A 15962-nucleotide genomic window follows, 5' to 3' on the forward strand; every position below is an offset into this window, starting at 1 on the left:
AAGACTCCATTAAATTTCAATTACAATATGAAAAACACTACCCTATTTTTACTAGCACTGTGTATGCTGACTTTTCAGCTAAATGCACAAGACACAAATCGAGAAGAAGAAAAAAGAAAGGCTGAAATATTAAATGAGCAATCCTCTATTTCTTTAGAAAAACTGATTAGACAAAAAAATGACACCTATGTAATCACTAAACAGCACGTAAGCAGTATTAGCGGTGTACATCACATCTATTTACGTCAAGCCATAAATGGCATAGAAGTTTACGGCACCGAATCTAGCGTTCATATAGACAAGAATGGCAAAGTATTAGTAGAACATAGCAAATTCTTAGCAGATATTCAAGCTACTGTTAAAAGTAATGCTCAAGGAATTTCTGCAAAACAAGCAATTACTTCTGTAGCCAGACAAATGAACTATAAAATTGGCAATCTTCAAGAAGTAAAAAGTATCGGTGGAAAAAACCAAGCTGCTGTTTTTAATAAAGCCGATATCTCTTCAGAAGATATTCCTGTTAAACTAATGTACTATTACAGACCAGAAATAGGAACTCAACTAGTTTGGGAGCTTTCTGTATCCGAAACAACTTCATCAGACTGGTGGAATTTCCGTGTTGATGCTGCAACAGGAAATATTATTGACAAAGACAATTGGACTTTATATTGTAACATATTAGGAGATCACGATGATCACATTCACGCTGCTGAAAACTCAGCACCATTCGTTGGGCCGATGAATGAACCTTACAACTACAACAGTACTAATTCATCGAACACTGCAATGGCTCCTGCTGCAAGCTATAGAGTATTTGCAATGCCTGTTGAAAGCCCAAATCACGGAACACGTACATTGGTTACTAATCCAGAAAACCTAACTGCTTCCCCATATGGATGGCATGACATTAGCGGTAATAACACTGCTGATTACACCAATTCTCGTGGTAATAACGTTGATGCATACGACGATGACAACGCAAACAACCAACCAGACAACAAATACGCGTTTAGCCCAGGCGGAAATTTAATTTTTGATTTCCCATTAAATACTAACTACAGTAATAGTGACCAATCAGAGAGCGCTGCAATTACTAATCTTTTTTATTGGAACAATATTATCCATGACGTAACTTATCAATATGGTTTTGATGAAGCTAGTGGAAATTTTCAACACAATAATTATGGAAAAGGTGGTATAGGTAACGACCGCGTTAATGCAGAAGCGCAAGATGGATCTGGAACATGTAACGCAAACTTCGCTACTCCTCCAGACGGAAACAGACCTCGTATGCAAATGTATGTTTGCGATAACAGAGATGGGGATTTAGATAATATGGTAATTGTCCATGAATATGGTCATGGGATTTCAAATAGATTAAGCACCTTAGGCGGGCAAGAGCAAATGGGTGAAGGATGGAGTGACTATTACGGCTTAATGCTTACCATGCAAAGCGGAGATTCAGGAACTGACTCAAGAGGTGTTGGTACTTGGTTAATTGGTGAAGGCCCTAATGGCCCAGGAATTAGAACCCATCCTTACAGTACAAATTTTGCAATTAACCCTCATACCTACGATGATATTAAATCGGAAGTTGCACCACACGGGGTAGGTTCTGTTTGGACTGCAATGCTTTGGGAAATGACTTGGGAGCTAGTTGCTGTACACGGATTCGACACAGATTTTTACAATGGTAATGGCGGAAATAATATTTCTTTAGCCTTAGTAACAGAAGCGCTTAAATTACAACCGAGTAATCCGGGTTTTGTAGATGGTCGTGATGCTATTCTAGCAGCAGATATGGCATTATATGGAGGAGCTAACCAATGTGCAATTTGGGATGCCTTCGCTAGAAGAGGACTTGGTTATAGTGCTACTCAAGGTTCATCTAGCAGTAAAACAGATGGAACTGAAGCATTTGATCTACCACCAAACTTTTCAAGCTTAGATGTAGTAGATGAAGTTTGTCTTTCAGATGGTGTTCAAACTGGTCTTTCAGGAGGTAATCCGGCTGGAGGAGTTTATAGTGGACCTGGAGTAACAGATGACGGAAATGGAACAACTTTTACTTTCGACCCAAGTGTTGCAGGTCCTGGATTAGTAACAGTAACTTATGCAGTAGATGATTTTTGTACTGGAGACCCAACTACAATTACAGATGAAATTAATGTAACAAACGAACCTCCTGTAATCATTTGCATGGGTTCAGGTGGAGTTCCAATGACAGGCTCAAAATCAAGCTCACCTGGTGTTGCAATTCCTGATGGTAATTCGAGTGGAGTTACAGTAACTATGAATGTAACTGAAGATGTTACAATAACCGATTTAGATGTAGATTTAAACATATCACATTCTTGGGTGGGAGACGTAATTGTTAGTATAAAATCTCCTTCTGGTACTACTGCTGTTATTGTTGATAGGCCAGGAAGAACAAATTCAGGGTATGGTTGCTCTGGAGATGACATTGTGGCCACGCTTGACGATGAAGCTACTACATCTGTTGAAAATGAATGTTCGAGTTCAACACCAACTATAAATGGGACATTCAAACCAAATAATCCATTGTCAGTTTTTGATGGTGAAAGCACATTAGGAACATGGGAGCTTAAAGTTTCGGATGTTGCCGGTGGTCTTACGGGTACACTAAACACTTGGGCTATAGATTACGATTACGAAATTGACGCGCCTGTATTAGATGTTACACTTGACGGTACTGGAAATGCTACCATAAATGCAGAAGCATTGTTATACGACGTTACTGTTGAATGTGGTAGTTACACTGTTCTTGCAGGAAGCCCATTAGCTTCAACAGTAAGCTTTAGCTGTGCAGATGTTGGTCTAAATACGATTTTAGTTGAAGTAACAAATGACAGTGGAGCTAGCTCTACTTGTTCTGCAGTAGTTAATGTTATTGGTAACGGCGGTGGTGGCCCACTTCTTTGCCCAGGGGATATCACACAAGATAACGACCCAGGGGTTTGTGGCGCAGTTGTTACATATACTGTAGAATCACCAGCAGGTTGTGGTGGCTCAGGAACTATTACTCAAACTCAAGGTTTAGCTAGTGGAAGCACATTCCCTATAGGAACTACAGTTAACACCTTTGAATACGACGACGGCATCAACCCGATAGAAACTTGTTCTTTTAGTGTGACAGTAAATGACACTGAAGCTCCTACAGCAGTTTGTCAGAACATCTCCGTACAATTAGACGCTTCTGGAAATGCAACTATTACAGCTGCAGATATTGATGGAGGTTCTAGTGATAACTGTGGAGTTGATACATTAAGTATTTCAACTAGCTCATTTACTTGTGCCGATCTGGGTGCAAATAATGTTACGCTAACTGTAACAGATGCAAATGGAAACACAAGTACCTGTGTAGCTATTGTAACAGTAGAAGACGACCTTCCTCCAACCATTACTTGCCCTGCAGATATCACTGTAAATACTGATGCCGGTATGTGCGAAGCAGTAGTAAATTTCACTACTCCTACAGCGGCAGACAACTGCTCTGTAACAGTTGCACAAACAAGTGGTTTACCTAGCGGAAGTAATTTCCCTATCGGTGTAAGCACTGTTGAATTTACAGCTACTGATGGTGAAGGAAATACTACTACTTGTAGCTACACAATTACAGTAGAAGACAGTGAAGCACCTGTAATTACATGTCCTGTTGATCAAACAGTGGATACAGATCCTGGAAATGAATTTTACGTAGTGCCAGATTATTTTGGAACTGGGGAAGCAACAGTTGTAGACAACTGTACATCTCCTGTAACTATTACTTCTCAGAATCCTACGGCAGGAACACAACTTCCTGAGGGAGTTCACACTATCACGTTAACTGCTGAAGATGAGTATGGAAACGATGCTATTTGTACGTTTGAACTTACTGTTAATGAAGTCTTAGGAATTGGTGATAACAACTTAGATTCGGAAAGTATACAAATGTATCCTAACCCGACTACTAACTCTATAACCTTAGGAAAAGCAACAAGTCTTTCTTTGGAAAACATGCAGATATTCGACTTAAGAGGAAGAGTAATTAAAACAATCGATCTTAGAAATATGGGTACTGAAAAAGTTATCGATGTTTCTGAATTGGCTTCAGCTACTTATTTTGTAATTATACAAGGTAAAGATGGTCAAGTAATAAAAAGACTTATTAAAGAGTAGGTCTATAACTAGTCTAAAAACAAAACCCTTCCGAAATAAATCGGAAGGGTTTTTGCTTTTTAAAAATATTTAATAGAATAGCTAAAAGCTAGCTACTTCTTTTTTTGCAGTTTTAAACTCTTCTACCATATCTTTTAATATTTCTCCAGCTGGTTTAATATCGTGAATTAGCCCAGAAACCTGTCCTATTTCCAATTCACCTTCAACTAAATCTCCCTCAAACATTCCACGTTTTGCACGTGCTCTACCTAAATGTTTAGCGAGTTCTTCTTTGGTAGGATTCGTTTTATACAACTTCATAACACTTTCAAAGAATTCATTTTTAAGCATTCTTACTGGAGCTAATTCTTTTAAAGTAAGTTGAGTATCGCCTTCTTTAGCATCTACAACCATTTGTTTAAAAGCATGATGTGAGGAAGCTTCATCTGAGGCTACAAAACGACTACCTACTTGTACTCCATCTGCCCCTAAAACCATAGTAGCAAGCATAGCGCGACCTGTAGCAATACCTCCAGCAGCAATTAATGGAATCTGCAATTGCTCCTTTACCATTGGAATTAAAGTAAGTGTTGTGGATTCTTCACGACCATTATGACCTCCTGCTTCAAAACCTTCTGCTACAACAGCATCAACTCCTGCCTCTTGTGCTTTTAAAGCAAACTTTACACTACTAACAACGTGGACAACGGTAATGCCGTTTTCTTTAAGTTTAGAGGTATAAGTCTTTGGGTTTCCCGCCGATGTAAAAACTATTTTAACCCCTTCCTCAATTATAATATCAATAATTTTTTCAATATCAGGGTAAAGCATTGGCACGTTAACACCAAAGGGTTTATCTGTGGCGTTTTGACACTTTATTATGTGTTCTCGAAGCACCTCAGGATACATTGAACCTGCTCCTAAAAGTCCTAGCCCACCTGCATTAGAAACAGCACTAGCCAAACGCCAACCACTATTCCATATCATCCCACCTTGAATAATTGGATATTCAATTTTGAAAAGCTCTTTAATTTTATTCTGCACTATTTTTTTATGATTTTGTAACTTGTTGTCTTATTATTTGAAGTAATAGATGCGATATACATCCCTGAAGTTAGATTTGATAAATCAATGCGATTATTACTAGCGGTAATATTAGTTTGAAGTATTTTTTCACCTAAAACATTATACAATACAAATATTGCATTTTTTGCCGATTGAGGAAATGAGATATTTACTACAGTTGTAACAGGGTTTGGATATAAAGCAAATTGATTGTCTTGAAGTTCTTGTTCGTTCACTTTAAGTAATAGTGTGTTTAAGGCCTCTCCAAAATTTGGAATTCCATAACCCATTAAATCTGTAGGATTGTTGTACAAATGTGCAGACTCGCGAATTGCTTGCATAACTACATCGTTTTTTAAGGTAGGAACAGCACTCCATAAAGAAGCCACAGCTCCAGCAATTATAGGAGAACTAAAAGAAGTTCCATTAGAAGTCAATGGATCTCCCCAATAATCTGTGGTTTCCCCAAATCTATCTACAACAGCTGTATTAGCTCCTTGAGCCATTACATCAGGCTTTACTAGTCCGGCTGAATTTGGACCATAAGAGCTGAAATAAACATAACTTTCATTTGCATCAACCGCGCCTACAGTGAAAGAACCTGGCGCATCTGCAGGAGTTCCCACATAACCAAAACCTGAGCCATCATTACCCGCAGAAGTAACTGTAATCATACCTTTATCAAAAGCTATATTAGACCCGCGAGCTGCAATTGTAGTTTCTCCATCTAAATCTGAATATAGATGAGTATATGCAGCATTGTCATAATCTTGATATCCTAAAGAAGTATTACTCACATAAACCCCTAAGCTGTCCGAACGCTCTAATGCTTCTACCCAATACGCTTCCTCTGCAGGAGACTCTTCACTGTCATCCTCAGTTATAAATAAGTAATAAGAAGCATTTGGCGCCGTACCTACAAATTCGTTTGGAACAACCGCAGCAGCATCACTCAAAGTTAAAGCTCCGTGACCCCCTGTTCCATTTGGACTCTCCACACGAGCAACAAAATCATAATACCCAAGTAATCTGCCTTCATCACGCATATGAGCATAAGCAGGGTTGTACAATACATTAGGATATCCATTATCCATAAATGCGACAGCAATATCTTGCCCCGTAAAATCTTCCTGATGCAAAACGTCAACACCAATCATTTCAGTTTGATTTTCAGCATTCCCATAATTATAAATAACCCTTAACTGCTCTTCTTGTTCTATTTTACTTGGTAAAGATCTAAATTGTCTTTCAAAATCTCTAGGTCCAGGTCTATTCATACTTTTATCAGCATACTCAATATCTGAAACAAATGAAAGATTTAAAAGATTGTTGATATTAGTTAAAGTTCCTCGCACATAAACAGCATTCAACCATTTCGATTTTGCAAGAACCGCAATTCCTGTTGCAGCTTCTATCTGTGCTTTTTGCACTTCATTTAAAGGTACATCGCGTTCATCAATACTAATACCTTGTGCCAATTTTCTATTTATTGCGGCAGGAGTTAAAATAGTGGTTGGGTCTGCCAATGCAGCAGAAACTACCGAAGGATCTTTAGGTTCTAAAAAAACTAAGGCATCTTCTAACTGTGCAAAACTTAGGGTTGATACAAGTGTAAATACAAATAATAGGAGTAATTTTTTCATATAATATTTTTAAGAGATAACACCACTGCCAAGTAACTCAGCTCCATCATACCAAGCCACAAATTGACCTTCTGTAATAGCAGATTGCGGATTATCAAAGATAATATAAAGTCCTGAATGCGTGCAGTGCAAAGTCGCTTTTTCTAATGGCTGCCTATAGCGTATACGAGCCATAACTTCCATCTTTTCGTCTTCTTGAAGTTGTAAATCTTCACGAACCCAATGAACTTCTTCATTTTTTACAAAAAGTCCACGTCTATAAAGCCCTGGGTGACTTTTACCCTGCCCTGTATAAATAATATTTTCTTCAACGTCTGTGTCTATCACAAACAATGGCTCTTTGGTACCTCCAACCGCCAATCCTTTTCGTTGCCCTTTAGTAAAATAATGCGCTCCATTGTGAACCCCAACTTCTTTACCATCAGTTTTTGAATACTTATGTTTTGCTGAAAAAAATTCAAGTTCTTCCATTTCGGAAGTAAACTCTGGAGTTTCAACATTATATTCAGGTAATGTTGCTGGAACTTCAACAATTATTCCATTCTTAGGGGCTAATTTTTGTTGAAGGAAATCAGGCAATCTCACTTTTCCTATAAAACACAAGCCCTGGGAATCGCGTTTTTCGGCGGTAATAAGATTTTGTTCGGCTGCGATTTTTCTAACTTCAGGCTTTAATAATTCACCAATCGGAAATAGTGTTTTAGATAATTGTTCTTGTGAAAGTTGACACAAAAAGTAAGACTGATCTTTATTAGGATCTTTCCCCGCTAGTAAATGATGAATTTCTGTTTTAACGCCATTCTCTTTACGTATTGAAGTTGTTTTTCTGCAATAATGTCCAGTTGCGACAAAATCTGCTCCCAGCCCAAGCGCTATCTTCATAAACACATCAAATTTAATTTCGCGATTACAAAGTACATCTGGATTTGGAGTTCGTCCCATTTGGTATTCACAGAACATATAATCTACAATTCGCTCCTTGTATTCTTCACTTAAATCTACAGTTTGGAATGGTATTCCTAATTTCTCAGCAACAAGCATTGCATCGTTGCTATCTTCCAACCAAGGGCACTCATCTGAAATAGTTACAGAATCGTCGTGCCAATTCTTCATAAAAAGACCTATAACTTCATAGCCTTGTTCCTTTAACAAATAGGCTGCTATACTAGAGTCTACACCTCCGCTTAATCCTACTACAACACGTTTTTTCATGGGTATTTTTGAAAGAAACTATCACCTTTAATGGCCATAGTTTTTGGATGTGCAAAGATACAATTACTATGCCCGAAATTCAAACTGCAAATACAGTGACTTTAAACAATTCCAAAAGGCTTTTATTACAATCTGAAATTAACGTATCTTTAAAACCTGAGCCCACATAAATCGGCTATTTTTGTTCAAAATCTTTCTTAAAGCACATGCCTATTAAATCTATTCCTTATAAAGAAACCGGTTATTTTTCTAGCCTTATTTGCGACTATTTAGAAGAAGACAAATCATTAATTCCCTTTTATAATCGTTTTCCAAATTTGGAAAACTTCAAACTTCAAATTGAAGAGAAACAAAATAGTTTTAATATTCGTCAGAGACGGTTATTATCTAAACAGATTATGTTGCAATACGGGTACAACTCTATATCTCAAGCTACATTAACCAACCTAGACTTACTTAAGGAAAACACAACTTTTACGGTAACAACTGGACATCAACTCAACCTTTTTACAGGGCCACTATATTTTCTGTACAAAATATATTCAACGATAAACTTATGTGAAAAACTAAAGGAGCACTATCCTAATTTTAATTTTGTTCCCGTTTATTGGATGGCAACAGAAGATCACGATTTTGAAGAGATAAACTATTTTAATACTTACAAAGAAAATAGTCCTTCCAAGTTAGAAAAGGTGAAATGGGATAGAAATTCTTCTGGTGCAGTTGGAGAATTATATACTAAAGGCTTAAATAAAGTTTTTAAAAAATTAAAAACACAATTTGGCAACAGTGAAAATGCTAAAAAGCTTCTTAAATATTTTTCTGATGCTTATTTAAAAAATGACAATTTAGCAGATGCCACTCGACATCTAGCTAATACATTATTTTTTGAATCTGGATTGGTAATTGTTGATGGTAATGATGAGATTTTAAAAAAACATTTCATTCCTTTTGCTGAAAAAGAAATAACAGAAAACTTAAGTTTCCATAAAGTTTCTGAAACCACTAAAAAGCTTACAGATTTAGGTCATCCGGAACAGGTACATCCTCGAGAGATCAATTTATTTTACCTAAATAAGAATATTAGAGAACGGATCATCGAAAATGAAGGTGATTTTTATGTCAATAACACTGAAATCTCATTTACTAAGGAGGAGATTTTAGGGGAAATTAATGATAACCCACAGTTCTTTTCCCCAAATGCTTTACTACGCCCATTATATCAGGAAGCTGTTTTACCAAACCTCTGTTATATTGGCGGAGGCGGTGAACTAGCGTATTGGTTTCAACTGAAAGATTATTTCAATGAAGTAAAAGTTCCATTTCCTATTCTTTTATTGAGAAATTCGGCTTTGATAGCTCCTAAAAATTTATTGAAAGAGTTAGAAACTTATGGAGTTTCCGTTGAAGATTTATTTCTTCCACAACAAGAATTAGTTAACAAACACATTCATAAAATTTCCGATATTGAAATTGATTTTTCTAAACAAAGAGAATTTTTAAAACAACAATTTAAAGATTTATATGTGTTAGCTGAAAAGACGGATAAGTCGTTTCTTGGTGCTGTTGCTGCACAAGAGAAAAAACAACTTAACGGATTAGATAAACTTGAATCTAGGTTATTAAAAGCTCAAAGAAGAAAACTTTCTCAGAAATTAAATCCTATAAGAAACATTCAAGACACTCTTTTTCCAAAGGGAAGTTTACAAGAGAGAAACTTGAATTTTTCAAACTTCTACTTAGAGAATGGAGAAGAAATTTTAGACATCATTAAAGAGAATTTAGATCCATTAAATTTATCGTTTACAATTATTGAAGTTTAAGTTTCAACTTCTCAAGAAACACAAAAACCCAGCTTAAAATTAATAAAGATGGGTTTTTTTAAAGCTGTAATATGTGATTTATTTAAAGAACGAATCCACAAATTCAATTTTATTAAATACCTGAAGATCTTCCATCCCTTCACCTACTCCAATATATTTTACTGGAATTTGAAATTGGTCGCTTATACCAATAACAACTCCTCCTTTTGCAGTACCGTCAAGTTTAGTAACCGCTAGAGAGGTAACTTCGGTTGCAGCTGTAAATTGTTTAGCCTGTTCAAATGCATTTTGTCCAGTAGAGCCATCTAAAACTAAAAGCACATCATGAGGCGCATCTGGAATAACTTTCTGCATCACACGTTTTACTTTAGTAAGCTCGTTCATTAAGTTTACTTTATTGTGAAGACGCCCAGCCGTATCTATAATTACAACATCGGCATTTTGATTTACTGCGCTTTGTAAAGTGTCAAAAGCAACACTGGCAGGATCACTACCCATACTTTGCTTAACGATGGAAACATCAGTTCTATCAGCCCAAATTTGTAACTGATCGATAGCTGCAGCACGGAAAGTATCGGCAGCACCCAAAACTACTTTCTTACCTGCTTTTTTAAATTGATAAGCCAATTTTCCAATCGTCGTAGTTTTCCCTACACCGTTAACGCCAACAACCATAATAACGTATGGCTTTTTATTTTGTGGTATTTCAAACTCGGTAGCGTTACCAGAATCTATTTCACTTAAAAGTCCAGCAATTTCTTCACGAAGAATTTTGTTTAGCTCGTCGGTACCTAAGTACTTATCCTTAGCAACTCGCTCTTCAATTCTTTCAATTACTTTTAAGGTAGTATTTACACCAACATCACTAGAGACCAATACCTCTTCAAGGTTATCTAAAACCTCGTCATCAACCTTGCTTTTTCCAGCTACAGCTTTACTAAGCTTATCGAAGAAAGATGTTTTAGTTTTTTCTAGCCCTTTATCGAGGGTTTCTTTTTTCTCCTTGGAGAATATCCTTTTAAATATACTCATGGTTTCCGTGGTCGGTTAAAGGTTATAAATTTATGCTATTATTAGCTCAATTATATACCTGACTATTTTTTAAATAACAAAAATACGAAAAGCCACCTTCGTAAAAAAGTGGCTTTAACTCAATATTTTAATCTGGTTATTTTTTGTTTAACCAGTCGTTTACCATTTCTGGAGACATAATAGCCTCAGTAAATGTATATGCTCCTGATTTTTCCGATTTAACCATTTTAATAGCTTTGGTTAAACGTTTTGAACCTGTCTGTAACGATGCTACTGATTTCTTTGCCATTTTATCTCTTATTTAATCTCTTTATGAACCGTCATTTTCTTAAGAATTGGATTGAATTTCTTCAACTCCATTCTGTCCGGTGTATTCTTTTTGTTTTTGGTAGTGATGTAGCGAGAAGTTCCTGGCTTACCAGATTCCTTATGCTCAGTGCACTCCAAAATTACTTGTACTCTATTTCCTTTTTTAGCCATTGTAATAGACTTTATTGATTATTGCAATTATTTAGTTAAAAAGCCTTTTTCACGCGCTTCTTTCATAACCGCAGAAATACCTTTTTTATTGATATCTTTAATAGCAGAAGCTGAAACTCTAAGTGTTACCCACTTATCTTCTTCTGGTATATAAAAACGCTTTTTAAGCAAATTTACATCAAACTTACGTTTGGTTTTATTCATCGCGTGCGACACGTTATTTCCAACCATCGCTTTCTTTCCGGTAAGTTCACAAACTCTTGACATTTCCTTAACTTTATTAGTTATTTTAAAACAGGGTGCAAATTTAAGTAATTCTTTCGGGTTGTACAACAAAAGGAAATTAGTTTTTTGAAATTTCTTTTAATAACATTTCAAATGATTTGTTTGTTGCCTTTGTAATCACACGATAGCGATCATTTCCGAAATTAAATTTTTCTGAAAAAACTTCATTTTGAGTTGCTATTGCTATACAAACGGTTCCCACTTCATCTGCTCCATCACCTTTTGTCGGTCCTGCAATTCCTGTTGTAGCAATTGCGTAATCAGTACCAAATAACTTACACGAATTTAAAGCCATACTTTCAGCAACCTCAACACTTACAACCGAAAACTTTTCAATTAGTGAAGCCGGCACACCTAAAACCGTTGTTTTTAATTCAGTTTTATACGGTATTATGCTACCTAAAAAAAATGAAGAAGCTCCTGGCTCCGCAATTATTTGGCTTGCAATCGACCCTCCTGTACAACTTTCTGCTAAACTTAATGTTCGTTGCTTTTCATTTAAAATATGTGCAACTCTTCCTACTATAGTAGTTTCATTTTCAAAACCTATAGCAATATCTGAAAGCATTTCAGATAAAACTTCCATTCGGGAATCTATATTTTCTTTTAAAGCATTTTCATCGGTTCCACTAGATGATAGTCGCAATCGCACTTTTCCTAATGAAGGTAAATACGCTAGTCTGACATTCTCAGGCAAATTATTTTCCCAATCTGAAATTCTATCTGTAACGGCACTTTCACCCATTCCATACGTAAGAAGTGTTTTATGGTAAATAAATGGCCTACTAAAGCGTTTTATTACTAAAGGTAAAACTTCATCTTTTAACAGGTTTTTCATTTCGTAGGGAACGCCTGGCAATGAAACAAAAACAGTTTTATCCTTCTCCATCCACATTCCAGGTGCGGTTCCATAACGATTCATTAAAACTTTTGCCTTAGAAGGAACAAGTGCTTGTTGAATATTTGACGGCAAAGGCTCTCCTAACTGATAATTCTCAAATAACTGCTTAATGTTTTGAACTATCTCTGAATCTTCAACCAACGTATCATCAAAATAATCGCAAAAAGTACGTTTGGTAATATCGTCTTTAGTAGGGCCAAGTCCTCCAGTGACAATAATTAAATCGGCGTGTTTTTTAGCGTCTTCAAAAGCTTGCAATATATGCACGCGATCGTCCTGAACCGAAGTAATTTGATATACCTTCACTCCTATTTTATCTAGCTCTTTCGAAATAAAAGCCGAATTTGTATCTACAATTTGGCCTATGAGAATTTCATCTCCTATGGTTATAATTTCTGCTAACATTAAATTGTATTTTTAACAGCATACCCTCCCTTAACATCTTAAAAAATTGCTTAGGGTGATGGCTATTTACTTTATTTTTATTGAAAACATCTTTTTTTCTTCAATATACCCTTCTAACACGTCATCTACAGCCACAGGACCAACCCCTGAAGGTGTACCAGTGAAAATTACATCTCCAATTTTTAAAGTGAAGTATTTCGAAATATTTTCGATTAAGGCATCAATTTTCCACATCATCAGCTTTGTATTGCCTTGTTGAACAACCTCCCCATTGCGTTTAAGGTTGAAATGTATATCGTTTATATCTTCTATTTCATTTTTCGATATAAAATTTCCAATTACAGCCGAACCATCAAATGCCTTCGCTTTTTCCCAAGGAAGACCATTGTTTTTTAATTTCTTTTGCAAATCTCTCGCTGTAAAATCGATACCCAAACCTATTTCATCGTAGTATTTATGCGCAAACTTTCGATCTATATGCTTTCCTATTCTATTAATTTTTACCAATATTTCAACTTCGTGATGAACTTCATTAGTAAATTCAGGAATATAAAATGGTTGCTTTTTTAATAGTATAGCCGAATCTGGTTTCAAAAACAATATTGGCTCTTCAGGAACAACATTATCTAATTCCTTAATATGTTCTGTATAATTTCTTCCTACGCAGATTATTTTCATATTGTAAAGTTTATTTTTGAAAGTTTAAAACCATCAGTATTCGAAAGAGTTGAGTTCTTACAGTTTTGTATTCAATTTTTGAAGTCTAATACGTGTTAACACTTTTTTAGTATATAGCGGGAAATCGGCATTAAGTAACCATCCAAAATAACCAGAATCTTTATCTAATATTTCAGTTACTAACTTCCCCTTATACTTTCCGAATGAAAAAACCTCATCGCCATTCTCGTCATAACTTATATATCCCGCAAAATCTACATGGTCCTTATGAGAACTAAAATCTGCTAAGGAAGCTATATCGTTTTCCAAGTCTGGATACCGCTTTAATTGCGCCTTTAAAACCTCGTAAGTGGCATTTGTATCTGCAGCGGCACTATGAGCATCTAGAAGGTCTTTATTACAGTAAAATCTATATGCTGCTTCTAATGTTCTTTTTTCCATTTTATGGAAGATGGTCTGAACATCAACCGCAAGGGCTTTTTTTAAATCAAAATCTATTTCTGCACGAAGCAATTCTTCAGCAAGGAGTGGAATATCGAATCTATTTGAGTTAAACCCACCAAGGTCACTATCTTTTATCAATCCATAAACTTTTGGCGCGAGTTCTTTAAACATAGGTTCGTTAGCAACCATTTCATCGCTAATTCCGTGAATAGCCGTAGATTCTGAAGGAATAGGCATTCCTGGGTTTACACGCCAGGTATAACTTTCTTTATTCCCATTTGGAAATACCTTTAAGATTGCAATTTCAACAATTCTGTCTTTAGCTACATTTACTCCTGTGGTTTCAAGATCGAAAAAACAGATTGGTTTTTTTAGGTTCAGTTTCATTGTTTTATTTTAAAAAAGTAAAGATACTTCTTATTGAAGTTTTGAAAGAATTTATAAAAAAGAAAAGGGGGATTTTGAATACAAAATCCCCCTTTTAACGTATTGTTTATCTCAATTAAATCTCACGATTTACATCCCAATCTTCTAGGTAATCTGCAACACGCTTTACAAATTGCCCTCCCAATGCACCGTTTACAACTCTGTGGTCGTAACTATGCGACAAGAACATTTTGTAACGTATCCCAATAAAGTCACCTTCTGGAGTTTCTATAACCGCTGGTACTTTTCTTATTGCTCCAAGCGCTAAAATACCTACTTGTGGTTGATTAAGAATTGGTGTTCCCATAATGCTACCAAACGTTCCCACGTTAGTAACTGTGTAAGTACCACCTTGAATATCGTCTGGTTTGAGCTTATTTTCACGAGCACGCACTGCAAGGTCGTTTACAGCTTTACTCATCCCAAGCAAGTTTAACTGATCTGCATTTTTAATTACAGGAACAATTAAGTTTCCATCAGGTAAGGCAGCAGCCATACCTAGATTTATATTTTTTCTCTTTATAATTTTATCGCCATCTACAGCAATATTCATCATAGGGAAGTCTTTTAACGCTTTTGCTACCGCCTCCATAAATATTGGAGTAAAAGTTAAGTTTTCACCTTCGCGCTTAGCAAATGATGCTTTTACTTTATTTCTCCAATTCCAAACATTAGTAACATCACATTCAACAAATGACTGTACGTGTGCAGAAGTTTGAACACTTTCAACCATATGATGGGCAATTAATTTACCCATTCTAGACATTTCAATTATCTCATCACCTCCATTTACTGATATCGGAGCTTTAGCTTTAGGAGCTTCTTTTGCGGTCGGAGCCACAGTTGCAGCAGCTTGTGCTGGCGCAGCAGCTTTATCAGAAGTTCGGTTTTCTACGTATTCAAGAATGTCATTTTTAGTAACACGCCCGTCTTTCCCCGTTCCAGATATACCGTCTAACTCTGTTTGAGAAATACCTTCGGCAGCAGCAATATTCTTCACTAATGGAGAATAAAAACGATCGCCAGTATTTTCAATAGGAGCATTAGTTTCTTGTTTTGCAGCTTCAAATTGCTTTTCAACTTCCTTTACAGCTTGTTCAGTTGTTGAATCTGTAGTAGCATCTGATTTTGAAGTATTTTCAGTTTGTGGAGTTTCATCAGCCCCTCCTTCAGTTTCAATAATAGCTATGATTTGCCCCACCTGCACAACATCATCTACATCAAATAGTTTTTCAACTAATACACCATCTACCTCACTGGGAACTTCGCTATCCACTTTATCGGTAGCGATTTCTAGCACTGCTTCATCAGCTTCAATAGTATCACCTACTTCTTTTAGCCAGTTTGTTAAGGTTGCTTCTGCAACGCTTTCGCCCATTTTGGGTAGTTTCAATTCAAATTTTGCCATAA

13 protein-coding genes are annotated in these 15962 nt (G+C 36.1%); 2 read left to right on the top strand and 11 right to left on the bottom strand.

Translation table 11 applies throughout. The annotated features are described in order from the left end of the window. Positions 1–27 precede the first annotated feature (27 nt). Positions 28–4179: a M36 family metallopeptidase gene (locus tag RT250_RS10060; protein ID WP_313114548.1), complete on the top strand. Its 4152-nt coding sequence runs from the start codon at positions 28–30 to the stop codon at positions 4177–4179. A gap of 81 nt (positions 4180–4260) precedes the next feature. Here the strand turns inward: RT250_RS10060 and RT250_RS10065 are convergent, their stop codons facing one another. Genes RT250_RS10065 through mnmA form a run of 3 tightly spaced genes read right to left on the bottom strand, consistent with a single transcriptional unit; the run spans position 4261 to position 8078 of the window. Beyond that, positions 4261–5202 carry an NAD(P)H-dependent flavin oxidoreductase gene (locus RT250_RS10065; protein WP_313114549.1) on the bottom strand — a complete coding sequence of 314 codons (942 nt, stop codon included), beginning with the start codon at positions 5200–5202 and terminating at the stop codon, positions 4261–4263. Further along, positions 5202–6866 carry a S8 family peptidase gene (locus tag RT250_RS10070; protein ID WP_313114550.1) on the bottom strand — a complete coding sequence of 555 codons (1665 nt, stop codon included), beginning with the start codon at positions 6864–6866 and terminating at the stop codon, positions 5202–5204. Before RT250_RS10070 ends, RT250_RS10065 begins: the two co-directional genes overlap by 1 nt. 9 nt (positions 6867–6875) lie before the next feature. Then, positions 6876–8078 (bottom strand): tRNA 2-thiouridine(34) synthase MnmA, encoded by a 1203-nt coding sequence (mnmA, locus tag RT250_RS10075; RefSeq protein WP_313114551.1) that lies wholly within the window; start codon positions 8076–8078, stop codon positions 6876–6878. 206 nt (positions 8079–8284) lie between these two features. On the opposite strand from mnmA, the gene bshC reads away from it, so the two are divergent. Further along, on the top strand, positions 8285–9901 hold the full coding sequence (gene bshC, locus RT250_RS10080; RefSeq protein WP_313114552.1) for a bacillithiol biosynthesis cysteine-adding enzyme BshC: 1617 nt from the start codon (positions 8285–8287) through the stop codon (positions 9899–9901). A 78-nt stretch (positions 9902–9979) separates the two neighbouring features. On the opposite strand, the gene ftsY is transcribed toward bshC, so the two are convergent. The 8 genes from ftsY to RT250_RS10120 all read right to left on the bottom strand — a co-directional run bounded on the left by ftsY (position 9980) and on the right by RT250_RS10120 (position 15960). After that, positions 9980–10933: a signal recognition particle-docking protein FtsY gene (ftsY, locus tag RT250_RS10085; RefSeq protein ID WP_313114553.1), complete on the bottom strand. Its 954-nt coding sequence runs from the start codon at positions 10931–10933 to the stop codon at positions 9980–9982. Positions 10934–11069: 136 nt separating this feature from the next. Continuing rightward, positions 11070–11222, bottom strand: coding sequence for a DUF4295 domain-containing protein (locus tag RT250_RS10090; RefSeq protein WP_139856086.1), 153 nt, complete (start codon positions 11220–11222; stop codon positions 11070–11072). A gap of 8 nt (positions 11223–11230) precedes the next feature. Continuing rightward, positions 11231–11413 carry a 50S ribosomal protein L33 gene (gene rpmG / locus RT250_RS10095; RefSeq protein WP_045081706.1) on the bottom strand — a complete coding sequence of 61 codons (183 nt, stop codon included), beginning with the start codon at positions 11411–11413 and terminating at the stop codon, positions 11231–11233. A 27-nt stretch (positions 11414–11440) separates the two neighbouring features. Further along, on the bottom strand, positions 11441–11680 hold the full coding sequence (gene rpmB, locus RT250_RS10100; protein WP_014782807.1) for a 50S ribosomal protein L28: 240 nt from the start codon (positions 11678–11680) through the stop codon (positions 11441–11443). 76 nt (positions 11681–11756) lie between these two features. Further along, a complete protein-coding gene (locus tag RT250_RS10105; protein ID WP_313114556.1) occupies positions 11757–13004 on the bottom strand; it encodes a competence/damage-inducible protein A in 1248 nt (415 codons plus the stop codon). 66 nt (positions 13005–13070) lie between these two features. Continuing rightward, positions 13071–13682, bottom strand: coding sequence for a fumarylacetoacetate hydrolase family protein (locus RT250_RS10110; protein ID WP_313114557.1), 612 nt, complete (start codon positions 13680–13682; stop codon positions 13071–13073). A gap of 57 nt (positions 13683–13739) precedes the next feature. Continuing rightward, a complete protein-coding gene (locus RT250_RS10115; RefSeq protein ID WP_313114559.1) occupies positions 13740–14513 on the bottom strand; it encodes an exonuclease domain-containing protein in 774 nt (257 codons plus the stop codon). Positions 14514–14628: 115 nt separating this feature from the next. Continuing rightward, a complete protein-coding gene (locus tag RT250_RS10120) occupies positions 14629–15960 on the bottom strand; it encodes a dihydrolipoamide acetyltransferase family protein (RefSeq protein WP_313114561.1) in 1332 nt (443 codons plus the stop codon). Positions 15961–15962: the final 2 nt, after the last annotated feature.

Origin of the sequence: Aequorivita sediminis, from assembly GCF_032080575.2 — a bacterium.
GTDB lineage: Bacteria > Bacteroidota > Bacteroidia > Flavobacteriales > Flavobacteriaceae > Aequorivita > Aequorivita sediminis.